This is a genomic window from Stenotrophomonas sp. FW305-C-20-S1 (assembly GCF_058783335.1).
The window spans coordinates 14,723-38,084 of the sequence record NZ_JBYTEK010000008.1 but is presented as its reverse complement, the minus strand read 5'-3'; the positions used below and the strand labels follow the sequence as shown (position 1 = coordinate 38,084).

At 69.2% G+C, this 23,362-nt stretch carries 17 protein-coding genes; 11 read left to right on the top strand and 6 right to left on the bottom strand.

All coding sequences use genetic code 11. From position 1 onward, the window contains the following. Nucleotides 1–4: 4 nt before the first annotated feature. The 4 genes from AC3WTC_RS06175 to AC3WTC_RS06160 are packed head-to-tail and all read left to right on the top strand — an operon-like array spanning nucleotide 5 to nucleotide 5,986. Nucleotides 5–901 carry a DUF58 domain-containing protein gene (locus AC3WTC_RS06175; protein WP_140228156.1) on the top strand — a complete coding sequence of 299 codons (897 nt, stop codon included), beginning with the start codon at nucleotides 5–7 and terminating at the stop codon, nucleotides 899–901. Continuing rightward, a complete protein-coding gene (locus AC3WTC_RS06170) occupies nucleotides 898–2,019 on the top strand; it encodes a BatA domain-containing protein (protein ID WP_492711044.1) in 1,122 nt (373 codons plus the stop codon). Before AC3WTC_RS06175 ends, AC3WTC_RS06170 begins: the two co-directional genes overlap by 4 nt. Further along, nucleotides 2,016–4,181: a hypothetical protein gene (locus tag AC3WTC_RS06165; RefSeq protein ID WP_492711042.1), complete on the top strand. Its 2,166-nt coding sequence runs from the start codon at nucleotides 2,016–2,018 to the stop codon at nucleotides 4,179–4,181. Before AC3WTC_RS06170 ends, AC3WTC_RS06165 begins: the two co-directional genes overlap by 4 nt. Beyond that, nucleotides 4,178–5,986, top strand: coding sequence for a hypothetical protein (locus AC3WTC_RS06160; RefSeq protein ID WP_492711041.1), 1,809 nt, complete (start codon nucleotides 4,178–4,180; stop codon nucleotides 5,984–5,986). The genes AC3WTC_RS06165 and AC3WTC_RS06160 overlap by 4 nt, the downstream gene beginning before the upstream one ends. Nucleotides 5,987–6,149: 163 nt before the next feature. On the opposite strand, the gene AC3WTC_RS06155 is transcribed toward AC3WTC_RS06160, so the two are convergent. Then, nucleotides 6,150–6,815, bottom strand: coding sequence for a hypothetical protein (locus tag AC3WTC_RS06155; RefSeq protein WP_492711039.1), 666 nt, complete (start codon nucleotides 6,813–6,815; stop codon nucleotides 6,150–6,152). Between the two features lie 37 nt (nucleotides 6,816–6,852). After that, nucleotides 6,853–7,383: a hypothetical protein gene (locus AC3WTC_RS06150; protein ID WP_105163214.1), complete on the bottom strand. Its 531-nt coding sequence runs from the start codon at nucleotides 7,381–7,383 to the stop codon at nucleotides 6,853–6,855. A gap of 192 nt (nucleotides 7,384–7,575) precedes the next feature. Here AC3WTC_RS06150 and AC3WTC_RS06145 point away from each other — a divergent pair, with 192 nt between their 5' ends. The 3 genes from AC3WTC_RS06145 to AC3WTC_RS06135 all read left to right on the top strand — a co-directional run bounded on the left by AC3WTC_RS06145 (nucleotide 7,576) and on the right by AC3WTC_RS06135 (nucleotide 11,494). Beyond that, nucleotides 7,576–10,065: a DEAD/DEAH box helicase gene (locus tag AC3WTC_RS06145; protein WP_025876028.1), complete on the top strand. Its 2,490-nt coding sequence runs from the start codon at nucleotides 7,576–7,578 to the stop codon at nucleotides 10,063–10,065. Continuing rightward, nucleotides 10,062–11,081 (top strand): ribonuclease H-like domain-containing protein, encoded by a 1,020-nt coding sequence (locus tag AC3WTC_RS06140; RefSeq protein ID WP_492711037.1) that lies wholly within the window; start codon nucleotides 10,062–10,064, stop codon nucleotides 11,079–11,081. Before AC3WTC_RS06145 ends, AC3WTC_RS06140 begins: the two co-directional genes overlap by 4 nt. 89 nt (nucleotides 11,082–11,170) lie before the next feature. Beyond that, nucleotides 11,171–11,494, top strand: coding sequence for an I78 family peptidase inhibitor (locus AC3WTC_RS06135; RefSeq protein ID WP_025876032.1), 324 nt, complete (start codon nucleotides 11,171–11,173; stop codon nucleotides 11,492–11,494). Nucleotides 11,495–11,579: 85 nt separating this feature from the next. Here AC3WTC_RS06135 and AC3WTC_RS06130 read toward each other — a convergent pair whose 3' ends face one another. Both AC3WTC_RS06130 and AC3WTC_RS06125 read right to left on the bottom strand, forming a co-directional pair. Next, a complete protein-coding gene (locus tag AC3WTC_RS06130) occupies nucleotides 11,580–13,523 on the bottom strand; it encodes a M56 family metallopeptidase (RefSeq protein ID WP_105163212.1) in 1,944 nt (647 codons plus the stop codon). 3 nt (nucleotides 13,524–13,526) lie between these two features. After that, a complete protein-coding gene (locus AC3WTC_RS06125; protein ID WP_025876036.1) occupies nucleotides 13,527–13,913 on the bottom strand; it encodes a BlaI/MecI/CopY family transcriptional regulator in 387 nt (128 codons plus the stop codon). A 229-nt stretch (nucleotides 13,914–14,142) separates the two neighbouring features. Between AC3WTC_RS06125 and AC3WTC_RS06120 the strand changes: the two genes are divergently transcribed. Further along, complete coding sequence (locus AC3WTC_RS06120) at nucleotides 14,143–15,222, top strand: serine hydrolase domain-containing protein (protein ID WP_140228145.1); 1,080 nt, start codon at nucleotides 14,143–14,145, stop codon at nucleotides 15,220–15,222. Here AC3WTC_RS06120 and AC3WTC_RS06115 read toward each other — a convergent pair. Beyond that, nucleotides 15,219–16,337 (bottom strand): SDR family oxidoreductase, encoded by a 1,119-nt coding sequence (locus AC3WTC_RS06115; protein ID WP_492711033.1) that lies wholly within the window; start codon nucleotides 16,335–16,337, stop codon nucleotides 15,219–15,221. The genes AC3WTC_RS06120 and AC3WTC_RS06115 overlap by 4 nt on opposite strands. 217 nt (nucleotides 16,338–16,554) lie before the next feature. Here AC3WTC_RS06115 and AC3WTC_RS06110 point away from each other — a divergent pair, with 217 nt between their 5' ends. Continuing rightward, nucleotides 16,555–16,899 (top strand): hypothetical protein, encoded by a 345-nt coding sequence (locus AC3WTC_RS06110; protein ID WP_492711031.1) that lies wholly within the window; start codon nucleotides 16,555–16,557, stop codon nucleotides 16,897–16,899. Here the strand turns inward: AC3WTC_RS06110 and AC3WTC_RS06105 are convergent. Continuing rightward, entirely contained in the window at nucleotides 16,887–17,948 is a 1,062-nt protein-coding gene (locus AC3WTC_RS06105; RefSeq protein ID WP_032978407.1) for a DNA topoisomerase IB, read from the bottom strand. The two genes, AC3WTC_RS06110 and AC3WTC_RS06105, sit on opposite strands and share 13 nt — an antisense overlap. 116 nt (nucleotides 17,949–18,064) lie before the next feature. Here AC3WTC_RS06105 and AC3WTC_RS06100 point away from each other — a divergent pair, with 116 nt between their 5' ends. Next, complete coding sequence (locus AC3WTC_RS06100; protein WP_025876043.1) at nucleotides 18,065–18,454, top strand: I78 family peptidase inhibitor; 390 nt, start codon at nucleotides 18,065–18,067, stop codon at nucleotides 18,452–18,454. Between the two features lie 357 nt (nucleotides 18,455–18,811). After that, the gene (gene gltB / locus AC3WTC_RS06095; RefSeq protein WP_025876046.1) at nucleotides 18,812–23,266 is read left to right on the top strand and encodes a glutamate synthase large subunit; all 4,455 of its coding nucleotides are present in this window, start codon (nucleotides 18,812–18,814) and stop codon (nucleotides 23,264–23,266) included. Nucleotides 23,267–23,362 lie beyond the last annotated feature (96 nt).

Here is a 23,362-nt window from a genome sequence, read left to right as displayed (position 1 = left end):
ACTGGTGACCGCAGGCACGCCGCTGCTGCTGCCACCCGACCTGCGTGCGCGCCTGCGTGCGCTGCGCCTGCGGCCACGCCTGGCCAGCGGTGCGAGCGGCATCGGCCAGCATGCCAGCCGCAGCCGCGGCGCCGGCCTGGAATTCGCCCAGTACCGCGCCTACGAGCCCGGTGACGAACTGCGCCAGATCGACTGGAAGCTGTATGCGCGCTCGGACCGCTTCTTCGTGCGCGAATCCGAGCGCGAAAGCCCGATTGCCGTCTGGCTGCTGCTCGATGCCACGGCCTCGGCGGGCCAGTCCGACCGTACAGCGCCCGGACGCAGCCGCCTGGATCACATGCGGCAGCTGGCTGCCTGCGTGGTCGAGCTGGCGCTGCAGCAGGGTGATCGCTTCGGCCTGCTGGCGATCAACGGCGAAGGCCTGCAGCTGGTGCCGGCCGCGCAGGGCGCGCGCCAGCGCGACCGCGTGCATCTGCAGCTGCATGCCCTGCAGGCGCGCGGCGCATGGCCGGCCGCAGAGCGGCTGCGACCGCTGTGGGAGCGCGTGCGCCCCGGCGATCTGCTGCTGGCGATCGGCGATGGCTTCGACGACGCGGGCATCGTGCTGCTGGAGCAGCTGGCCAGCGCCCGCCGCGAGGTGATGCTGCTGCAGGTGCTGACGGCCGACGAGCGCGATTTCCCCTTCGACGCAGGCCATCGTTTCCGCGATCCGGAAACGGGCGATGAACTTCTCGGCGATGGCGCCGCGATCCGCGCCGACTACCTGCAGCGCTTCGCCCAGGCGCGCGCCGCGCTGCAGTCGCGCCTGCAGGCCAGTGGCATCGCCTGCGCGACCGGTTGGCTGGATCAGCCGCTGGACCAGCCGCTGCAGGCGCTGTTCGGCCGCAGGGGCGGCGCATGAGCCTGCTGTTTCCGCTGGGCCTGGCGGCGCTGGCCGCATGGTTGCTGCCACTGCTGATCCACCTCGCCCGCCGTCATCCCTACACGCCACTGGATTTCGCTGCGCTGCGCTGGCTGCGCGCCCAGGTGCGACCGCGCCAGCGCATCCGCTTCGATGATTGGCCGCTGTTGCTGGTGCGCCTGCTGTTGCTGGCCGCACTGGCCCTGCTGCTGGCGCGCCCGGCGCTGACCGGTCCTGCGCCCGTGCCAGCAGCGTGGACGGTGGTGGCACCGGTCCTGGACGCGACCGCGCTGCGCGGCAGCACCAATGCGCGCAACTGGCATTGGCTGGCGCCGGGCTTCCCCACCATCGACCAGCCCACGCCGGCAGACGCTGCTGCCCTGCCCAGCCTGCTGCGCGAGCTGGACGCGCAGTTGCCGGCCGGCACCGCGCTGACCGTACACGTACCGGATCCCTTGCCCGGCCTTGATGGTGCCCGCCTGCAGCTGTCGCGCGAGGTGCAGTGGCAGCCACACGCGCTGGCCGTCACCGCGCCGCCACACGCTTCCCCGGCACCACGCCTGCGTACGCGCAGCGATGCACCGGCCGCTGCGCTGCAATGGCTGGGCGCGTTGCAGCACGCGTGGAGCACGCAACCATTGGCGGCCCCCCTGGCCGACGACGCGTTGCCTGCCCGCGGCGAGATCGGCGTCTGGACCGCCACCGATGCGCTGCCTGGCACCTGGCAGCGCTGGCTGCAGCAGGGCGGCACGGTGCTGACCGCTGCGAAACCGCCAGCGGGTGCACCCGTACTGCTGCGCGATGCAGACAATGCACCGCTGCTGTGGCAGCAGCGCATCGGCCAGGGCCGCCTGCTGCATCTGCCCGGCGAATGGAACGTGGCCCGCAACAGTGCACTGCGCGATGACGGCCTGGCGCGCGACCTGCTGCAGGCCCTGCAACCGCCATCAACGCCGCAGCTGGGTGATGCGCAGGACCAGACACCACGCCAGGCGCCCCTGCCCGCCGCAACGCCGCCCCTGCGCGAACCCACCGCCTGGCTGCTGCTGGTGATCGTGCTGCTGTTCACGCTTGAGCGCTGGATGGCGAGCAGCGCGCGACGCAGGGCTGCACCATGAAGGCGCTGCAACAGGCATGGCAGCGCGCACGTCGGCGCCGCGCGGCGATCACCCTGCTGCGGGGCCTGCCGTGGGCGCTGGCGTCAGCTGCACTCGCGCTGCGCGTGTCCGGTTTCGATATCGCCTGCGTCGTGGCGACCGTGGCCCTGCTGATCATTGCGGCCGCCGCGACGATGCGCGCCCGGCAGCTGGACCGACGCTGGTTGCAGCGCAGGCTCGATGCCAGTGGCGCCAGCGAAGACAGCGCCGATCTGCTGTTTGCCGATGGCGCTGCGCTCAACCCACTGCAGCAGCGCCAGCGCACGCACGTGCTGGCTGCGCTTGAACACAACCTCCCCGAGCTGCGACCACGCTGGCCACGCAGGGCAGTGGCGCTGTGCTGGATTGGCGGCATCGCCGTCGCTGTGCTGGCACTGGGCTGGCCGCACAGCGGCGCACCGCGCCCAACGGCGCCTGCCTCGCCGCAAAGCAGCGCCAAGGCCGGTCCATTGCGCCTGCAGTCCACTCGACTGCGCATCGACGCACCGGCCTACACCGGCCAACCCACGCGTACGCAGAACGCACTCGACGCCAAGGTCGCCGCCGACAGTCGCCTGTCCTGGTCACTGCGCTTCGACCGTGCACCCAGCAACGCCTGGCTGCAGTTCCACGACGGTCGACGCCTGCCGTTGCGCGAGCGCAATGGGGAATGGCAGGCGCAGGACGTAGCGCGTACCCCGGTGCTGTATCGCGTGGTCAGCGAACCGGCGCTGGCCGAAACCCGCCTGCATCGGCTCGACGTGGTCGCCGACCGTGCGCCGACGGTGCGCGTGATCGAGCCTGCCACCAGCCTGGTGCTGGGCACCCCCGGGCAACGGCAGTGGACGCTGCGCTTCGAGGCCAGCGACGATCATGGCGTCTCCCCACAAGCGACGCTGTCGATCACCATCACCCAGGGCAGCGGCGAGAACATCACCTTCGTACGCCGCAGCGTGACGCTCAGCGGCAGCGGCGAGGCGAAGGCACGGCGCTTTGCCCATACCCTTGATCTGGCCGCGCTGGGCGCACAGCCCGGCAACGATGTGATCGCCCAGCTGGAAGTGCGCGACAACCACGCGCCGGCAGCACAAATCGGCCGCAGCAGCAGCGTGATCCTGCGCCTGCCCAGCGCCGAGGCCGTGCTCGGTGCCGAACTGGAAGGCCGCATCAAGAAGACCCTGCCCGCGTACTTCCGCAGCCAGCGGCAGATCATCATCGACGCCGAGGCGTTGATCCGCGAACGCCGGAGCGTAGCCGCCGATACCTTCATCAAGCGCAGCGATGCGATCGGCGTCGACCAGCGCATCCTGCGCCTGCGCTACGGCCAGTTCCTGGGCGAAGAAAGCGAGGGCGCGCCGAAGCCACCGCCGACAAGCGACCTGCCCACCAGCGATACGCCGGCGGCAGACGCACACGATGACGATCATGAGCACGGTCACGGCGCCGAGGCCGGCGCACACGACGAGCACGGCCACGACCACGGTGGCGCAGCCAGCGGCAATGACACGCCACCGGTGTTCGGCAGCGCCACCGACGTGCTGTCCGAGTACGGGCATACCCACGACCACGCCGAGGCGGCGACGCTGCTTGACCCGCAGACACGCGCCACCTTGAAGGCCGCGCTGGACCAGATGTGGTCGGCCGAAGGCGAGCTGCGCCAGGGCCGCCCCGAGCAGGCCCTGCCGTTTGCCTACAAGGCGCTGGCGTTCATCAAGCAGGTGCAGCAGGCCGAGCGCATCTATCTGGCCCGCGTCGGCCCGGAGCTGCCGCCGATCGACGAGAGCCGGCGCCTGAGCGGCGACCGTGCCGGGCTGGCCAGCCGCGACCTGCCGCTGGCCGCGCGCACGCCGCCCGATCCGGCCGTCGTCGAGGCCTGGCAGCGATTGGGCGACGAGGACGGCACGCCAGATCTGGACAAGCTCGCCACCTGGCAGCAGCGCAACAATGCCTTCCTGCCCGATGCACTGGACCTGGCTGCCGCCATCGAACAACTACGCATCGACCCCGGCTGCACCGAGTGCCGGCAACGCCTGCGCGCGCAGCTGTGGCGCGCACTGCAGCGGCCACTGCCGCAGGTGATGCGACGCCGTGCGGCCGATGCCATGGGGCAGCGCTACCTCGACGCGCTGCAGGCACAGCCATGAGCACATCGGCATTGAACGTGTGGGTCGCAGTGGCGCTGGCGCTGATCGTGCTCGTGGCCAGTGCACGCCAGCTGCGTACGCCCACGCAGAGGCGCGGCCGTCTTATCGCCGTGCTCACGCTGCAGGCGGCCGCCGCTGCGCTGCTGTACGTCTGCCTGCTGCCGCCCTCACAGCGCGCCTCCCTGGCCGGCCTGGTGGTGATCGGCGCCGGGGCCGACAAGACCGGTGCACTGCCCACCGGCGACACCCGGGTGCTGCTGCCGGAAGCAACCGATATGGCCGGTGCAGCGCGCGTGCCGGACCTGGCCACCGCACTGCGCCGCTATCCGTCCTCCACGGTGACACTGATCGGTGCCGGCCTGGCCGCGCGTGACCGCGATGCCGCACTGCCCGCCGACACGCGCTGGCAGGCACCCCCTGCAGCCAACGGCTGGATCGCCCTGCAGCCGCCCGTGGACACCGCTCCCGGTGCGCGCTTCGATGTGCACGCACAGGCACGTGGGGTAGACCGCGCACAGGCCGAACTGCTGGACCCGGCCGGTGCGGTGGTCGATCGTGCACCGCTGGCGGCGGACGGCCATGTGCAGCTCAGCGGCATCGCCCGCGCCGAGGGCCGCAGCGTGTTCCAACTGCGCCTGCTGGATGCGCAGGGCCATGTGGCCGACAGCGTGCCGGTGCCGCAGCAGACACTGGCCGCCGCTCCGCTGCGCGTGCTGGTGCGCTCGGCTGCCCCCGGCGCCGAACTGAAGTACCTGCGCCGCTGGGCCACCGATGCCGGCATCCGCGTGCAGGTGCAGGCCGAGACCGGCGCAGGCCTCAGCCTGGGCGACGGCAACGTGGCGTTGGACGCCTCCACGCTGGCGCGCAGCGATCTGCTGCTGCTCGACGAACGCAGCCTGGCCGCGCTCGGTGCCGCTCAGCTGGCGGCCGTGCGCCAGGCCCTGCGCGATGGCCTGGGCCTGCTGGTGCGCAGTACCGGCGCGCCATCAGCCAGCGCACGGCAACGCCTGCGCGATCTAGGCCTGCCCGTGCAGGGCGATGCCGGCAGTCAGGTTGCGGCGATGCCCGGCGAGGGTGACGCAACGATGCTGCAGGCACGTCGCGGGCCGCTTGCCGCCGGCACCCTGCCCACCGCTGATGGCGAAGACGCCGACCGCGCGTCGCACGCCGCGGCGCTGCCGGCGCTGGAGTACCTGGCGCTGCAGGCAGCCGACAGCCGCCCCCTGCTGCAGGATCGCGACGGCAATCCCATCGGTGGGTGGCGCGCCGTCGGCAAGGGGCGCATCGGGCTGCTGCCGATCACGGACAGCTGGCGCTGGGTACTGGCCGGTCGCGAGGATCGCCACGGTGAGTTGTGGAGCACGGTGTTCGCCTCCCTCGCTCGCGCGCAGCCCGGTACCGAAGGACCGTGGTCGACACAGGCACTGGCCTGGGCCGGCGAACGGCAGTCACTGTGCGGCGTGCAGGCACCGCTGCGGGCCTTCGACGGACGACGCGGCGATGGCGTGCCGCTGATCGTCGACAGCATCACCGGCACAACACGATGCGCGGGCTGGTGGCCGCGCCAGGCCGGTTGGCAGCGCCTGCAGCACGGCGACCGCACGCAGTGGCGCTACGTGTTCGATCCGAAGCAGGCCCCTGCCCTGCACCGGCAGGCGATGACTGATGCCACCGCGCAGCGGCTGGCCACTGCGGCGCCAGCAACCGCGCAGGCGAGCCAGCGTGTACCAGGGCCGCGCTGGCCGTGGTGGCTGGCGTTCGTGCTGTGCGCATCGCTGCTCTGGTGGCTTGAGCGCCGACGCTGATCCCGGGATCGGATCCCTTTCGCCTGCGAAAGGGCCCTGACCCCACCGTTTGGATCGCGAACACCATCCACGCATGGCGTGGATCTACTGATGCCGTGCAGGGTAGATGCCGCCTTGGTTGGCGCCGGGCCGTCCGCGCGTTTCATCCACGCATGGCGTGAATTTACTTGCGCCGATACACACCGTTGAAGCGCACGTTCATGCCGCCGCACTCGCTGTTGTCGGCCACGATCAGCACATCGCCCAGCAGCTGCGCGTGCACCGTGCAGGTGTCCTCCACGAAGTCGACCTGGGCACCACGCGGTACTGCCTGCGCGCTTACCGCGCCGATGTTCGGGCCGCCCGGGCGTTCTGCCGGTGTCGGGTTGGCCGAGGGCCAGTAGGCATCACCCTCCACGTGCAGGCGGCCGTCACGCACACGGATGCGCAGGCCGTTGTCACTGTCCTTCCAGTCTCCCGACCAGGCGTGCAGCGTCGGCGCGGGTACCGGCACCACCTGCAGCTTGCTGCGATCCACCCAGCCTGCGCTGCCACCCACCTTGTTCGGGAAGAACGCGCAGCGGTAGCGGCCAAGATCGCGCCCGGTCACCACCGTATCGCCACTCACCACGTAGCTGCGCTGGCGGCAGGCGGGTTCGCCCTTGGCCGGGCAGCCATCCATGTCGCCCAGCAGGTACAGGCGCGGCGTGCCCACCACCTTGGCCAAGGCAAAGCCCGATTGTTCCGAAGGGAACGCGCCATTGCGGCACGAACCGCCATCGGTCAGGTCGCTGGCGAACGCGGCAAGCGGGCTCAGCGTTGCAAGCAGGAACAGGGTACGCAGCAGCATCCAGGCAGCCTCGAAGGGAAGGCCCGCAGGATACCGCCTACTTCTCCGGCGGTGCGCCGCAACCATCCTGCTGGGCGCAGAACTGCAGCGCGCGCCGTTGCTGCTCGGCGCTCAGTTCCGGTGGCGGCCGCGCGATGGCCGACTGGATCTGGTCCGGCCCACCCGTGATCTTGTTCAGGCCCTTGGCCGCAGCCATCACGCCCTTGACCACGCCCATCATGATGTAACCGCCGCCCATACTGACCTGCTCGGGCGAGGGCGGCTCACTCCAGTCGCGGCTGAAGCGGTTGTTCTCCGCGCGCATCGGGTTCTTGAAGCGGTACAGGTCCAGCGGCTGGTCGTCTTCGGGCTTGAGCGCACGCACTTCGCCCAGCGTGGTCACGTTCCCCTGCGCAGGCGGCAGGACCACGGGCGCGTCATCAGCAGCGGGCGGCACGGCAGGTGCCGGTACGGGATCAGGCGTGGGCACGGGTACGGCCGCCGGCGTCGTCTGCTGCGCGTGCGCGATGCCCGCCAGCAGCATGCCGGCCAGAAGTGCTACCTGTGTTGCCCGTTTTGCCACAGCCATCACCCTTGCCTGTTGCGTCCAGGTGTCGAGGATACGGGTGCGGGCTTCAGATTTCGTTGGAGGTGGCAAAGGCGTTCAGCGCACAGCGCACGGCACTGAATGATTCACTCCATCCCATCGCTGTGTCTCACATCCTGAGACGTGAATGTGGTGCCATGTGACCCCTCGAAGAATGTCCCGGCTCCATCCTCCATGGCCTACGAACTCGCCAAGCGCACCGCCGATGCGGAGCAGCAGCTCGCCACCCGCGATGGCCTGCCCGCGCGCGATGGCGCACTGCTCAGTGCACGCCTGCAGCGCCGCTACCAGGATCGCATCACCGGCAGCTTCGCCATTCCCGGCCGCGAAGGCCGCTATGCGCCGATTCCTGATTCCGTGCCACCGGCCCTGACTGCGGCACTGAAGGCACGTGGCATCGAACAGCTCTACAGCCACCAGGCCGAGGCATGGGAGGCCAGCCAGCGTGGCGACCACGTCGCCATCGTTACCCCCACCGCCAGCGGCAAGTCGCTGTGCTACACCCTGCCGGTGGTCAGCGCCGCCATGCAGGACAAGGCCAAGGCGCTGTACCTGTTCCCCACCAAGGCACTGGCACAGGACCAGGTGGCCGAACTGCTGGAGCTCAACCGCGCCGGCGACCTCGGAGTGAAGGCCTTCACCTTCGACGGCGACACCCCCGGCGACGCGCGGCAGGCGATCCGCCTGCATGGCGACATCGTGGTCTCCAACCCGGACATGCTGCACCAAGCGATCCTGCCGCATCACACCAAGTGGGCGCAGTTCTTCGAGAACCTGCGCTACATCGTCATCGACGAAGTGCACACCTATCGCGGCGTGTTCGGCAGCCATGTCACCAACGTGCTGCGCCGGCTCAAGCGCATCTGCGCGTTCTACGGGGTGCAACCGCAGTTCATCCTGTGCTCGGCCACCATCGGCAACCCGCAGGCGCATGCCGAGGCGCTGATCGAAGCACCGGTCACCGCCATCACCGAATCCGGTGCACCCAGCGGGCCGAAGCAGGTGCTGCTGTGGAATCCGCCGGTGATCAACCCCGACCTGGGCCTGCGTGCCTCGGCGCGCTCGCAGAGCAACCGCATCGCCCGCATCGCGATCAAATCCGGGCTGAAGACGCTGGTGTTCGCGCAGACCCGGCTGATGGTGGAGGTGCTGACCAAGTACCTGAAGGACATCTTCGATCACGATCCGCGCAAGCCACCACGCATCCGCGCCTACCGCGGCGGCTACCTGCCCACCGAGCGCCGCGAGACCGAGCGTGCGATGCGTGCCGGCAACATCGACGGCATCGTCAGCACCTCGGCGCTGGAACTGGGCGTGGACATCGGCAGCCTGGACGTGGTGATCCTCAACGGTTACCCCGGCAGCGTGGCTGCCACCTGGCAACGCTTCGGCCGCGCCGGACGCCGCCAGCAGCCCGCGCTCGGAGTGATGGTGGCCAGTTCGCAGCCACTGGACCAGTACGTGGTGCGCCATCCGGACTTCTTCGCCGAGGCGTCGCCGGAACACGCACGCATCGCGCCCGACCAGCCGTTGATCCTGTTCGATCACATCCGCTGCGCGGCGTTCGAACTGCCGTTCCGGGTCGGCGATGGCTTCGGCCCGATCGATCCTGAAGTGTTCCTGGAAGCACTGGCCGAAACCGAGGTCATCCACCGCGAAGGCGAACGCTGGGAGTGGATCGCCGACAGCTATCCGGCCAACGCGGTCAGCCTGCGCGCGGTGGCCGATGGCAACTTCGTGGTGGTCGACCGCAGCGATGGCCGCCAGCAGATCATCGCCGAAGTGGACTACTCCGCTGCCGCGCTGACCCTGTACGAAGGCGCCATCCACATGGTGCAGTCCACGCCCTACCAGGTGGAAACGCTGGACTGGGAAGGCCGCAAGGCCTACGTCACCCGCACCCACGTGGACTATTACACCGACAGCATCGACTTCACCAAGCTCAAGGTGCTGGACCGTTTCGATGGCGGCGTGGCCGGCCGTGGTGATTCGCACCATGGCGAAGTGCACGTGGTGCGCCGCGTGGCCGGTTACAAGAAGATCCGGTACTACACCCACGAGAACATCGGCTACGGCCCGGTCAACCTGCCCGACCAGGAACTGCACACCACCGCGGTGTGGTGGCAGCTGCCGCAGGCGCTGCTGCTGCGCGCCTTCGCCAGCAAGCAGGATGCGCTGGATGGGTTCCTCGGCGCCGCCTATGCACTGCACATCGTAGCCACGGTGGCGGTGATGGCCGATGCGCGCGACCTGCAGAAGTCGGTGGGCAACGGCGATGGCACCTGGATCGCGATTGCCGACCAGAGCGGGCGCGGCCAGCTGCGGGGCAGCGATGGCGAGCCTGGCGCGGTGGAACTGCTGCAGGAATTCGTGCCGACCGTATACCTGTACGACAATTTCCCCGGTGGCGTCGGCCTGAGCGAGCCGCTGTGGCAGCGCCAGGCCGAGCTGGTGCAGCGCGCGCGCGAACTGGTACAGCGTTGCGACTGCAAGGCGGGTTGCCCTGCCTGCGTCGGCCCGGTGCTGGCCGCGCAGGAACAGGATGAAACCTCGCCGCGTGCGCTGGCGCTGCGCGTGCTCGACCTGTTCGATGCGCAGGCCTGCCAGCAGGTGGCCGATGTGGTGGTGAGCACGCGCGACCCGATGGAGCTGATCGCCCCGTGAGCCTGAGCCTGGACAAGCTGCGGCTGCTTCGCAAGCAGGCGGGTGACCCGAAAGCAGCCACGCCTGCCGCGCCGACGCAGCAGACGCCGCCGGCACTGATGGCCGCCAACGATGCGCGGCAGCCACCGGCCGAGCGTTCGGTGTTTGCCTGGGTGGAACAGGAGATCCGCCACAAGCCGACCGGCACCGCCACCACCACGCCTGCGCCGGCAACACTGCGACGGCCCGAGGTCGGCAGCCTGCATCGCCTGCTCGGCATGCGCTCGCGGGTTGGACCTGCGCCGGCACGCGCCAGCGCGCAGGATCGCCAACTGCCCGGCAACGAGATTGCGCCCGGCCTGTTCCTGATCGAGTCACTGCTGCCGCAGCCGATTCCCGCCATGCCGCTGTCGCTGGCCTTCGCCAAGCGCGAGGGTGAGCACGTGGCTGCGCGCGACCTGCTGTTCTTCGATACCGAGACCACCGGCCTGGCCGGCGGCACAGGCACCCGCGCCTTCATGATCGGCGCCGCCGACTGGCATGTGTGCCCGCAGCGTGGCGAAGGCCTGCGCATCCGCCAGCTGCTGATGTCGACGATGGCTGCCGAGGAGGAGATGCTGGCCGCTTTCGCCAGCTGGCTGCAGCCGCATACCGTGTTCTGCAGCTACAACGGCCGCAGCTACGATGCCCCACTGCTGAAGACACGCTATCGGCTGGCCCGCCAGGCCGATCCCATCACCGCGCTGGACCATGTCGACCTGCTGTATCCCACTCGCCGCCGTTACCGCGGTACGTGGGAGAACTGCAAGCTGTCCACCATCGAGCGGCAACTGCTGCGCGTGGTGCGCGAAGATGACCTGCCCGGCTCGGAAGCCCCCGCCGCATGGCTGCGTTACCTGCGCGGCGGCGATGCGCTGAATCTGCGCCGGGTGGCCGACCACAACCACCAGGACGTGGTGACCCTGGCGCTGCTACTGCAGCGGTTGGTGCGGGAAGAGCAGCGCGAACGGGAGACCCTGGCGCTGGTAAGCGGATGAACGGAGAGGGCGGATCCAGGCCGCGTTGACATCACTGACACAGGGCTCGGCGACACTGCCGCTACTGAACACCACCCAGGAGTACTGCCATGCGTCGATCCCCCCTGTTGCTGCTTGCAGCCATCCTGCCGCTGGCCGCCTGCAGCCATGCCGGTGGCAACGCCTCCGCCGATGCCGGCAGCCTGCCAGCCAAGGTGTCCGATGGTCCGCAGGAGTGCCGCCCCGAGGCGCTGGACGCATTCACCGGCAAGACCGCCGACGAAGCGACGATCAAGAAGCTGGTGGCCGACAGTGGCGCGCGCAACGCACGCGTGGTCAAACCGGGGATGGCGGTGACCATGGACTTCCGCCAGGACCGGGTGACCGTGCAGGTGGACGCGCAGAACCGTATCGAACGCGCCAGCTGCGGTTGATGGGGTAGCGCCGGGCCCTGCCCGGCGAATTCCATTCGCATACGCGCCGCTGCGGGCGCCGGGCATGGCCCGGCGCTCCGCTCTGTCAGAGCCGCTCGGCCTTGCCGCTGGCCAGCGCACGCGCGATGACCTGCTCTGCCTGCTTCGCTGCCTGTGCCTGCAGCCGTGCCTGGCGCTCACCCAACGCGGCCTGTTGACTGCCCAGTGCCGCCTGCTGGCTTCCCAGCGCGGCCTGCTGGCTGGCGAGTCGGCTCATCTCGCGGCTACGCTCGGACTGCAGCGCCTGGTTGCGGGCAACCTGTGATGCGCGCTGTGCTTCGGCCGCAGCCTTGCGTGCAATCGCCGCATCATCCACCGCGCCGCGTGTAGCCCGCGCCGCTTCGGCTGCCGCTTCGCGATTGATGTCGCGATTGTTGATCGCACTGCGTGCAGCCCGTGCGGCGGCGAGGGCGATCTCACGCGCCTCTTCGCCCTGCAGCCTGCCCAGCTCGCCCTGCTCGCGGCCGAGCTGGCCCTGCTGACGACCCAGCACACTCTGCTGGCGCCCCAGTTCACTCTGCTGGCGGCTCAGGTCGACGGCGCCGGCATAGGCACGCTGCAACGACTGGATCAGCATCGGATCGCGCACGACGTAGCGCTTGTCGCCCTGGCGGAACCACAGGGCGGGGCCGTCACCAAGCCGGCTGCGCGCCTGCATCACATCGTCCATGCCGGCATTGGCGAACGCCTGGCCGTGATCGACGAGGACGAAGGCCTGCTGTGGCGGCGTACCCAGATCCAGCTGGCCATGGGTGACGATGGTGGTCTGCGAGTGCGCATGGGTGCCTGCGTCCTGCTCCTCGTCTTCATTGACGTCGGCAGGTTCCTCAGGCTCGGCCGGTTCTGCCGGCTCGGCCCAGTCGGCCGGCTCTGCCGGTACCGCTGCGGCAGGCGGCGCTGCCGGTGCCGGGGGGGCTGCGGGCGGCGGCGGCGGCGCTGGCACAGCGCGCGGCGGTGCCGGCGGTGCAGGCGGGACCGGCGCGGCCACCAGCCGCATCGGCGCCACACCCACGGCCAATACAACCAGCGTCAAGCCGACGGCCAGCAGGCGTGGGCACGCCCGATGCGACTGCAGTGACAGCAGGCGGCGCTTGAGGCTGGTGGTGCTGGGCGCTGCGCTGGCCACGCCGAGGTGTGGCTGCGGCGCCACACCCAGCTGCAGCAGCAACCGGCCATAGGCATGGCGGCTGGCACCGTGCTGGCCGACCACCGCCGCATCCACGGCTTCCTCGCGGGCTTGGGCGTATTCGCGCACGGCCAGGCGCAGCAGCGGATGGAAGAAGAACAGGTGCTGGGCCAAGGCAGGCAGCAGCCCCCACTGCAGGTCACGACGCTGCAGGTGTTGCAGCTCGTGGGTCAGCGCCAGGTCCAGCGCATCGCCCTGCAGCGCGTTCATTCCCGCCGGCAGCAGCAGCACCGGACGGAACGGCCCGACCAGCTGCGGCGCGTCCACCTGGTCGCTCATCCACAGGCGCGGCGCGCGGCGCAGGCCGTGCGCATCCGAGGCCAGCTGCAGCGCCTGCACCAGCGCCTGGTCCTCGCACGGATACGACGCCGCCAGCAGCGCACGGCAACGGCGCCATTCGCCGAAGGTCCGCAACGCCATCAGCAGTACACCGGACATCCACAGCGCGGCCAGGGCCAACGCCCACCAGGCCACCGGGGTGCTGCCGACATCACCCATCGGCGTGTTCGCCAGCAGGTGCGCCGATGCCTCCGGTGCCATCGTATATATCGCGTCCGCCGCAAGATCCACGGTCGTCATGGCCACCGCATCGGGTGCGGGCAACCAGGCCAGCTGCAGCGGTTGGCTCCACAACAGACCGACCACCGCCTGCAGCGACACCAGCCACCACAACCGGCAACGGGTGGCCGCCGACAGTGCCGGCAGCGCACGGCACAGCAGGTACACCAGCGCCACCAGCAGCACAGTCTGCAGGCTGGTCCAGCCCAGCCGTTCCAGCATCGGAATCAACATCGAGGTATCCATGGCTCAGTCCTCCTGGCGACGCGATTGCAGTTCGGCCACCAGCGCTTCCAGTTCGGCCAGTTCGTTGTCGCTGACCTTCTGCCGCTGCGACAGGTACGCCACGAATGGCGACACCGAGCCCTGCAGCGTGTTGTCGACGAACTGGGCAACGGCGCCCTGCAGCACGCTCTCCGGGCCACGGGTGGGCTGGTAACGGTAGACACCCTGCTGCTGCCTGCGCTGCAGGTAACCCTTGGCGCGCAGGCGCTCCATCATCGTCAACACCGTGGACCGGGCCAGTCCGCGCGGTTCGCCATAGCCGCTGGCGACCTCGCCGACGCTGGCCGGTGCCTGCTCATCCACATACTGCAGCAGGGCCAGTTCCTGGTCCCCGATGGTCTTGCCACGCATGACAACACTCCCTTGACTACACGTGTCGCTACTGTTGCCATGACGACACCTGTAGTCAACCCCCCGGAAGTCATGGGCCGACGAACGGTAGGGCGCGCAGCCGGCTTAAACCTTTTACGCCGGGCGCGCATCCGACCCATGGCCTGTCGCCTGCGGCGGCCGTCACCGCCGCCGATCTTTCCGCCCTCCGGGAACCCGCATGCCTCGCCAGACGCTACGAACCCTGCTCATGATCATCAGCCTGCTGCCCTTCGCCGCCGTCTCCGCCAACCAGGACCAGGCCAACGACCAGACCCGTCGTTTCATCCGCCAGACCATGCAGGAACAGCGCATCCCGGGCCTGCAGATCGCGGTGGTCAAGGATGGCCAGGTGGTGCTGTCGGAAACCTATGGGCTGGCCAACGTCGAGAACGGCGTGGTCGCCACCCGCAGCACCCGGTTCCCGCTCAACTCGGCCACCAAATCCTTCACCGGCGTCGCCCTGGCGCAGCTGGCACAGGACGGGCGGGTGGATCTGGACGCGCCCATCGCGCGCTATCTCGACGACCTGCCCGAAAGCTGGCGGGCAGTGCGGGTGCGCCAGCTGCTCGCCCACACCTCCGGCCTGCCCGACATCCTCGATGCAGAGGGATTGCTGGGTGGGGGCTCGGAACAGGACGCATGGCAGGCGGTCCGCGCGCTGCCGGCAGAGGCCAGGGCCGGCGAGCGCTTCCAGTACAACCAGACCAACTACCTGCTGCTGGCGCGGATCATCGCGCGGCAATCCGGCATGCCCTACGAACGCTTCCTGGCCACCGGCCAGTTCTCCACCGCGCGCATGGCACGCACCACCTTTGGCGACAGCTACGACCTGATCCCGGATGTGGCGACGATGTACAGCTACCTGCCACGCGCCACCGATGCAAAGGATGCGACGCCACGCCTGTCGCACTGGTTCTACGACATGCCGCCCAGCCTGTGGGCCGGCGGCGGCATCCTCACCACGGCCGATGACACCGCGCGCTGGTTGGTTGCATTGCAGGAGGGACGCCTGCTGGAGCAGCGCGCGGTGCAGCAGATGTGGACGGCCGAACGCCTCAATGATGGCAGTGCCGGCGACTGGGCCGCAGGCTGGCCGGTGTTCAACACCGCACCCGACCTGCAGGTGGGTGGCATGGGCGGTGCGCGCTCGGCCTTCATCGTCTATCCCGAGCGCGAACTCGCCGTTGTCGTGCTGACCAATCTGGTCGGCGCCAATCCGCAGCAGTTCATACCGCGCATCGCCGGTTTCTACACTGCCGCGCCCAAGGGCGTTGCCGCCGCGCGCTAGCCGCGCGGCCCGCCCATCACCGGCAGGATCACCCCGCTGATGTAGCTGGCGCAGGCCGGCGAGGCCAGGAACACATAGGCCGGCGACAGCTCTTCGGGCTGTGCCGGCCGCCCCATGTCACTGTCCTTGCCGAACTCGGCCACGTCCTTGGCCTGCTTGTCGGCCGGGTTCAACGGCGTCCACACCGGACCCGGCGCCACGCAGTTGACCCGGATGCCGCGTGGCAGCAACTGGCTGGCCAGCGCCTTGGTGAACGCATGGATCGCCCCCTTGGTAGCCGAGTAATCGATCAGTGCCTTGCTGCCGAACAGGCCGGTTTCCGAGCCGGTGTTGATGATGCTGGCGCCCTCGCCCAGGTGTGGCAGCACTGCGCGTGCCATCTGGATGTAGCCGCCGATGTTGGTCTGCAGGGTTTCCTGCAGGTGCGCATCTTCCAGGTCTTCCAGGCGCTCGCAGTGCAGCTGGAACGCCGCGTTGTTGACCAGGATGTCGATGCCACCAAACGCCTTGGCCACCTGTTTGACTGCCTTGTCGCAGAAGCGCGGGTCGCGCACGTCGCCGGCGATCACCACGCAGCGGCCGCCCTCTTTTTCCACGTGCTGACGCGTCAACTCGGCGTCCTTGGCTTCATCCAGATGCAGCACGGCAACGTCGGCGCCTTCGCGGGCGAACAGTACCGCCACCGCACGGCCGATGCCGGAATCACCACCGGTGACGATGGCTCGCATCCCTTGCAGCTTGCCGCTGCCGACGTAATCCGGCGCGAGGAAGCGCGGCGCCAGTTCCAGTGCGTGCTCATGGCCGGGCTTGGCCAGATGCTGCGCCGGCATCTTCTCCGGCTGATGGCGCGGTCCGGCCTGGGTGGCGGTCTTCTTTTTTGCCGCCTTCTTCGCTACGCGTACATCCTTCGCTTTTTCCTGGTCCTGCAGGCGCCGCTGCCGTGCTGCGACACGCGCCGCGCGCGGATCGGAAGCGGCGGCCTTGCGGGTGGCGGTCTTCACCACGCGCGGGCGATCGGACGTGGTGGCTTCGGCGGCGGCGGGCGCTGCCTGGGTGCCTTTGCGTACCTTTGGCGATGCCTTGCGGCGGGCGGGGGTCTTCTTGGTGGTGGCCATGCAGGTCTCCTCGGGAGGATGGGGGTTGCCGGCCAGCGGCCGGCACTACCGGGGCGCGTGCGCCGCAGTACCGGGGGCGGCGTGCGCCGCTCGTGCAGTGTCTCCACGCAGGCTGTTGGCGGCAGTGAGCGCACTGTGTCCATCGCGTGCACGGCATTCATTCCGCCACCACGCGTGTCGTCGCACCCTGCAGGCCACAACACGAGGAACGTCCCCCATGAAACATGCCATTGCCACCGCCACCGTCTGCTTCGCTCTCGCCGCCTGCAGCAGCAGCCCGGTCGCCCAGGTCCAGCCGATCGATGGGGTGATTTCAGGCCAGTGCCACACCGACAAGGTGCGCGGCGCAGTCGGCCTGGCCGCTTCGGGCATGACCATCGAACGTGCGCGCGTGGACAGCGACAGCCTGCACGTGCAGGTAACCCGCGGCAGCCGCGAGCGCAGCGGCAACACCGCCAGCGGCGCTGCCGATCCGGCCGCCGGCGCAGCCACGGAAGGTGGGGATCGCCTGACCATCGAAACCGGCCGCACCAACAACATCACCGCCATCTACTGCGGCTGACCTGCCTTGCGGCTGAGCCGCCGGGCCCGGCGCAGCACCTTCAATGTGGCCTGCTCCCACTGCCGCGGGCCGCGCAGGCCCGCCAGTGCGGTCAGTTCGCCGCGTTCCCAACCGGCGAACACGCAGGGATCGATGTAGGCCTTGCGGCATACCGCTGGCGTATTGCCCAAGCGCGCAGCCACCTGGCACACCACCTCGCGTTGCGCCTTGGCCAGCGCGCGTTGGCTGGCCGGCTCGGGCAGCTCGGTGGCGGCGAAGGCCTGCACCGCCGCCATCGTGCCGCCCCAGGTGCGGAAGTCCTTGGCGGTGAAGTCCTCGCCCATCACCTCGCGCAGGTAGTCGTTGACCGCGCCCGAATCCACCGGCTGCACCTCGCCCGCGTCGTCGCGGTACTGGAACAGGGCCTGACCCGGCAGCTGCTGCACGCTGCGCACCAGCGCGCCCAGCCGACGGTCACCGACCACCACCTCCTGCAACTGCCCGGACTTGCCCCGGAAGCGCATGCGCACCCGGCCACCCCGAAGCAGGTCCAAGTGACGGTTGCGCAACGTTGTCAGGCCGTATGACTTGTTCTCCTGCGCATAGGTTTCATTGCCCACCCGCACCAGCGTGTCGGCCAGCAGCGCGACCACGACCGCCAGCACCTTCTCGCGCGGGAAACCGCTGCGCTTGAGGTCGCGGCCCAGGCGCCGCCGCAGCGCTGGCAACGCCTGGCCGAAGGCGATGGTGCGGTCGAACTTGCCGGCGTCGCGAACGGCCGCCCAGTCGGCGTGGTAGCGGTACTGCTTGCGCCCGCGCGCGTCGCGGCCGGTCGCCTGCAGGTGGCCATCGGCGCGGGCACAGATCCACACGGCGGTATAGGCCGGTGGAATGGCCAGCGCGCGGATGCGCTGCAGGGTGGCGGCATCGCGCACGGCATGACCATCGGCATCGCGATAGGAAAAACCCTTGCCGGCGCGGACGCGGCTGAAACCGGGCTGGGTGTCATCGACGTAGCGCAGGCCGGCGGCGCGCGCGGCCTGGCGTTCGGGTGTGGGGGTCGCTGGCATGCCTGCAGTCTGCCGATCGGCGCGGCGTGGCCACGTCAATAACGCAAGACAAACACGTGAGGGCGGGTTCGCCGCTATGCTCGGCCTTTCACCGTCCCTTCCATTCCGGAGTCATGATGTCGTTCCCGATCCGCGCCCGTTCCCTCTCCGCCCTGCTGCTGCCGGCCGTGCTGGCCCTGACCGCCTGCCAGGCGCCGTCGCTGGATGAGCAGGATTCGGCCACCGCCCACGCACAGCAGGCCGCCGAGGCCGCCAAGGCGCCGGCCGACGAAGCCGGCAAGGCCACCGAAGCACCGCCGGTCGGCAACTGCGATGCCAGCCAGGTGCAGAGCCTGGTCGGCCAGCCCTACACCGAAGCGCTCGGCAAGCAGGCCCAGGAAGATGCCGCGGCCAAGCAGCTGCGCGTGCTGCACCCCAATGACGTCACCACGATGGAGTTCCTGGGCGACCGCCTGAACATCGAAGTGGACGCAAAGGACGTGGTAAGCGGCGTCCGCTGCGGCTGAGGAACCCCGCGCCGGCAAGCGTTTGCCGGCGCTTTGGTTGCGCCTGCAACCGTGTATTGCGGCGTTGCAGCAACCTGTGATCTAGTCGAGGCATCCGGTGGCCTCATGATGCGCTCCAGGAAGAGCACGGCGTGTGCGTCAGGGTGAGTGTGAAGGCACTTGGCGTGCGGCCAGACAAGGCGCGCGCCGCCGCGCAGGCGAGTGCCTGCGCAAGGTGAGCAGCGCCGTATGGGCGTGCGCCAAGCGGCTTCCCGACGGGCTGCGCCATGCGCGGCACACTCCACCATGACGTACAGGGCGTGCTCTACAGAGCGGGCAGGAGTGTCCCCGTTCATTTCAATCTGCATCGAGGTAGAGATGGCCCCCCGCAACCGCCAAGGGCTTTACGACCCGCGCTCCGAGCGCGATGCCTGTGGATTTGGCATGGTCGCCCAGCTCGACGACCAGCCTTCGCGCCTGCTGGTGGATACCGCCATCGCTGCGCTCTCGCGCATGACCCACCGTGGTGGTGTCGCCGCCGATGGGCTCACCGGCGATGGCTGTGGCCTGCTGCTGCGCCGCCCCGATGCCTTCCTGAAACTGCTGGCCAGTGAAGCCGGCATCGCCGTCGGCGCGCGCTTCACTGCGGGCCTGGTGTTCCTGCCGCACGATGCCGACGCCGCACAGGCCTGCCGCACACAGCTGCAGCAGCAGATCGAGGCCGTGGGCTGCAAGGTGGCCGGCTGGCGCGAGGTACCGACCGACGACAGCGTCTGCGGACAGCTGGCACGCGACACCCTGCCGCGCATCGAGCAGGTGTTCGTCGATGCCGGCGTCGGCCAGGATGACGCAGGCTTCGGCCTGGCCCTGTTCCTGGCCCGCCGCCGCAGCGAACAGCAGCTGCGCGCGCACGCCGACTACTACGTCACCACGCTCAGCCCCAACGCCATCAGCTACAAGGGCATGGTGCTGCCGGACAAGCTCAGCCGCTTCTTCCCGGACCTGCAGCGGCGCGAACTGGCCTCCAGCGCCATCGTGTTCCACCAGCGCTTCTCCACCAATACGCTGCCGCGCTGGCCGCTGGCGCACCCGTTCCGGATGCTCGCCCACAACGGCGAGATCAACACCATCGAAGGCAACCGGCGCTGGGCACAGGCGCGCAGCAAGGTGTGGAAGACGCCCCGTTTCGACATCGGCGAGTTCGACCCGGTCATCTCCATGCACGGCTCCGATTCGCAGAGCCTGGACAACATGCTGGAACTGATGGTGTCCGCCGGCATGGAGCTGATCCAGGCCCTGCGCATCCTGGTGCCGCCGGCAACGCAGTCGCTGGAGTTCAAGGACCCGGACCTGGCCGCGTTCTACGAGTTCCACGGCCTCAACAGCGAACCGTGGGACGGCCCGGCCGGCATCGTCGCCTGCGACAGCCGCTACGCGGTGTGCACCCTCGACCGCAACGGCCTGCGCCCGGCGCGCTGGATGCTGACCGCGGATCGTCACTTCCTGGTCGCCTCCGAAGCAGGCGTCTGGGAAGTACCGACCGAGCGCGTGGTGCGCAAGGGCAAGCTCGGCCCGGGCGAGATGATCGCCATCGACCTCAAGCGCGGTGACCTGCTCGATTCGGAGGCCATCGACCGCATCAACCGCGGCCGTGCACCGTACAAGCAGTGGCTGCAGCAGGGCGTCACCTACCTGCAGACCGAACTGATCGACCCGTCGCTGGTGGAAGAGCCGTTCGACGAAAGCACCCTGCGCAGCTACCACAAGCTGTACCAGCTCAGCAGCGAGGAAGTGGAACAGGTGCTGCGGCCGCTGGCCGAGACCGAGCAGGAAGCCACCGGCTCGATGGGCGATGACACGCCGATGGCCGTGCTCAGCCAGCGCAGCCGTCCGCTGTACGACTACTTCCGCCAGGCCTTCGCGCAGGTCACCAACCCGCCGATCGACCCGCTGCGCGAAGACTGCGCAATGTCCCTGTCCACCCAGCTCGGCAAGGAGACCAACATCTTCCATGCCGGCCCGGAGACGGTGAACCACGTCATCCTCAACTCTCCGGTGCTGAGCCAGCGCAAGCTGCGCCAGCTGCTGAAGATGGACCAGTACGTGCAGGCCAACCGCCTGCTCGACCTGTCCTACAGCGAAGAGGAAGGCCTGCGTGCGGGCATTGAACGCATCTGCGTCGAGGCCGAACAGGCTGCGCGCGACGGCATGGTGATGCTGCTGCTGTCCGACCGCTACCCGGTGGCCGGGCGGCCGATGGTGCATGCGCTGCTGGCCACCAGCGCCATCCACCACCACCTGTCACGGCTGGGCCTGCGCTGCGACGTCAACCTGATCGTGGAAACCGGCACCGCGCGCGACGCGCACCACATGGCCTGCCTGCTCGGGTTCGGTGCCACGGCGGTGTATCCGTACCTGGCCTACCAGACCCTGTTCGACCTCGGCCGACGCGGTATCCTCAAGCTCAGCAAGGGCGGTGAGCAGTCGCAGATCGGCCGCCGCTACCGCAAGGGCATCTACAAGGGCCTGTCCAAGATCATCTCGAAGATGGGCATCTGTACCGTGGCCAGCTACCGCGGTGCGCAGCTGTTCGAGATCATCGGCCTGGAGCCGGAGGTCGTGGACCTGTGCTTCCCCGATACCGCGTCGCGCATCGGTGGCGCCGGCTTCGCGCGCCTGGATGCCGACGCGCGCGAACTGTGCGCGCAGGCCTGGGACGCCCAGCAGGGCGTGGATGTCGGCGGCCTGCTGAAGTACGTGCACGGCGGCGAGTACCACATGTACAACCCGGACGTGGTGACCACCCTGCAGCGCGCAGCGCGCAGCGGTGACCCGCGTGCGTGGCAGCAGTACTGCGATGCCGTGCATGCGCGCCCGCCGTCGGCGCTGCGCGATCTGCTGCAGCTGGTGCCGGCGGCAACGCCGACACCGCTGGACGAAGTGGCACCGGCCAGCGATCTGTTCCCGCGTTTCGATACCGCCGCGATCAGCCTCGGTGCGCTCTCTCCCGAGGCGCATGAAGCGCTGGCCATTGCGATGAACCGCCTCGGCGGCCGCAGCAATTCCGGCGAAGGTGGCGAAGACCCGGCGCGCTATGGCACCGACAAGCGCAGCAAGATCAAGCAGGTGGCCTCAGGCCGCTTCGGCGTCACCGCCGAATACCTGGTCAACGCCGAAGTGCTGCAGATCAAGGTTGCGCAGGGCGCCAAGCCCGGCGAAGGCGGCCAGCTGCCCGGGCACAAGGTTAATGAACTGATCGCACGCCTGCGCTATGCCAGGCCGGGCATCGGCCTGATCTCGCCGCCACCGCACCACGACATCTACTCCATCGAAGACCTGGCGCAGCTGATCTACGACCTCAAGCAGGTCAACCCGACCGCGCTGGTGTCGGTGAAGCTGGTCAGCCATGCCGGCGTCGGCACGATCGCGGCGGGCGTGGTCAAGGCCGGTGCTGACCTGATCACCATTTCCGGCCATGACGGCGGTACCGGTGCTTCCCCGGTCAGCTCGATCCGCTACGCCGGCGTGCCGTGGGAACTGGGCATCGCCGAGGCGCACCAGGCGCTGGTGGCCAACGACCTGCGTGGGCGCACCCTGCTGCAGACCGATGGCGGCCTGAAGACCGGCCTGGACGTGGTCAAGGCAGCGCTGCTGGGTGCGGACAGCTTCGGCTTCGGCACCGCGCCGATGATCGTGCTGGGCTGCAAGTACCTGCGCATCTGCCACCTCAACAACTGCGCCACCGGCGTCGCCACCCAGGACGAGCGCCTGCGCGAGAACCACTTCACCGGCCAGCCCGAGCGCGTGGAGAACTTCTTCCGCCTGCTGGCCGAGGAAGTACGCGGCTGGCTGTCGGTGCTGGGCGCACGTTCGCTGCAGGAAATCGTCGGCCGCACCGACCTGCTGCGCCAGCTTGAGGTCTCGCCGCGCGAGGACGTGCGCGTGGACCTGTCGCGGCTGCTGGCCGACGCCAGTTACCCGGGCAGCCACTGCGCCGCACAGCGCCTGTATGAATCTCCGGACAGCCTGGCCACGCAGATGGACGGCCTGCTGGCCGAGGCCATCGAACACAAGCGCGGTGGCGAGCATCGCTTCCTGATCCACAACACCGACCGCAGCATCGGCACCCGCCTGGCCGGCGCCGTGGCGCGCGCGCACGGCAACCAGGGCATGGCTGAATCGCCGCTGGAACTGCGCTTCCGCGGCAGCGCCGGGCAGAGCTTCGGCGCCTTCAACGTCGGCGGCCTGCACCTGGAAGTGGAGGGTGAAGCCAACGACTACGTCGGCAAGGGCATGGCCGGTGGCCGCCTGGTGGTGCGTCCGCCGCGTGGCGCACGCTTCGAGGCACGCAGCACCGCCATCATCGGCAACACCTGCCTGTATGGCGCAACCGGTGGCGAGCTGTTCGCCGCTGGCCGTGCCGGTGAACGATTCGCCGTGCGCAATTCCGGCGCACTGGCGGTAGTGGAAGGCGCAGGCGATCACTGCTGCGAGTACATGACCGACGGCGTGGTGCTGGTGCTGGGCAAGGTCGGCCTGAACTTCGGTGCCGGCTTCACCGGTGGCCTGGCCTACGTGCTGGACGTGGACCGCGATTTCGTCGACCGCTACAACCACGAGCTGATCGACATCCATCGCGTCTCCGCCGAAGGGTTCGAGAACTACCGCCAGCATCTGCACCGCCTGATCGGCCGTCATCGCGAATTGACCGGCAGCATCTGGGCGCAGCAGATCATGGACGAGTTCCGCGATTACATCGGCAAGTTCTGGCTGGTCAAACCCAAGGCCGCCAGCATCGAGTCGCTGACCGAAACCCTGCGCCGCGCGGCGTGACACACCGCACGTAACGGATGCGCCGCATGCACTGGGCGCACCGGCTTCCCCACCGCTGTAGTGCCAGCCGCTGGCCGGCATCCGGAAATCCACAGA

What these genes read in the sequence shown, in the direction of transcription:
- AC3WTC_RS06170 (WP_492711044.1), top strand. Translation starts at nt 898, where the DNA reads ATGAGCCTGCTGTTTCCGCTGGGCCTGGCGGCGCTGGCCGCATGGTTG.
- AC3WTC_RS06165 (WP_492711042.1), top strand. Translation starts at nt 2,016, where the DNA reads ATGAAGGCGCTGCAACAGGCATGGCAGCGCGCACGTCGGCGCCGCGCG.
- AC3WTC_RS06160 (WP_492711041.1), top strand. Translation starts at nt 4,178, where the DNA reads ATGAGCACATCGGCATTGAACGTGTGGGTCGCAGTGGCGCTGGCGCTG.
- AC3WTC_RS06155 (WP_492711039.1), bottom strand. Translation starts at nt 6,815, where the DNA reads ATGCTGCTGCGTACCCTGTTCCTGCTTGCAACGCTGAGCCCGCTTGCC.
- AC3WTC_RS06150 (WP_105163214.1), bottom strand. Translation starts at nt 7,383, where the DNA reads ATGGCTGTGGCAAAACGGGCAACACAGGTAGCACTTCTGGCCGGCATG.
- AC3WTC_RS06145 (WP_025876028.1), top strand. Translation starts at nt 7,576, where the DNA reads ATGGCCTACGAACTCGCCAAGCGCACCGCCGATGCGGAGCAGCAGCTC.
- AC3WTC_RS06135 (WP_025876032.1), top strand. Translation starts at nt 11,171, where the DNA reads ATGCGTCGATCCCCCCTGTTGCTGCTTGCAGCCATCCTGCCGCTGGCC.
- AC3WTC_RS06130 (WP_105163212.1), bottom strand. Translation starts at nt 13,523, where the DNA reads ATGGATACCTCGATGTTGATTCCGATGCTGGAACGGCTGGGCTGGACC.
- AC3WTC_RS06125 (WP_025876036.1), bottom strand. Translation starts at nt 13,913, where the DNA reads ATGCGTGGCAAGACCATCGGGGACCAGGAACTGGCCCTGCTGCAGTAT.
- AC3WTC_RS06120 (WP_140228145.1), top strand. Translation starts at nt 14,143, where the DNA reads ATGATCATCAGCCTGCTGCCCTTCGCCGCCGTCTCCGCCAACCAGGAC.
- AC3WTC_RS06115 (WP_492711033.1), bottom strand. Translation starts at nt 16,337, where the DNA reads ATGGCCACCACCAAGAAGACCCCCGCCCGCCGCAAGGCATCGCCAAAG.
- AC3WTC_RS06110 (WP_492711031.1), top strand. Translation starts at nt 16,555, where the DNA reads ATGAAACATGCCATTGCCACCGCCACCGTCTGCTTCGCTCTCGCCGCC.
- AC3WTC_RS06105 (WP_032978407.1), bottom strand. Translation starts at nt 17,948, where the DNA reads ATGCCAGCGACCCCCACACCCGAACGCCAGGCCGCGCGCGCCGCCGGC.
- AC3WTC_RS06100 (WP_025876043.1), top strand. Translation starts at nt 18,065, where the DNA reads ATGTCGTTCCCGATCCGCGCCCGTTCCCTCTCCGCCCTGCTGCTGCCG.
- gltB (WP_025876046.1), top strand. Translation starts at nt 18,812, where the DNA reads ATGGCCCCCCGCAACCGCCAAGGGCTTTACGACCCGCGCTCCGAGCGC.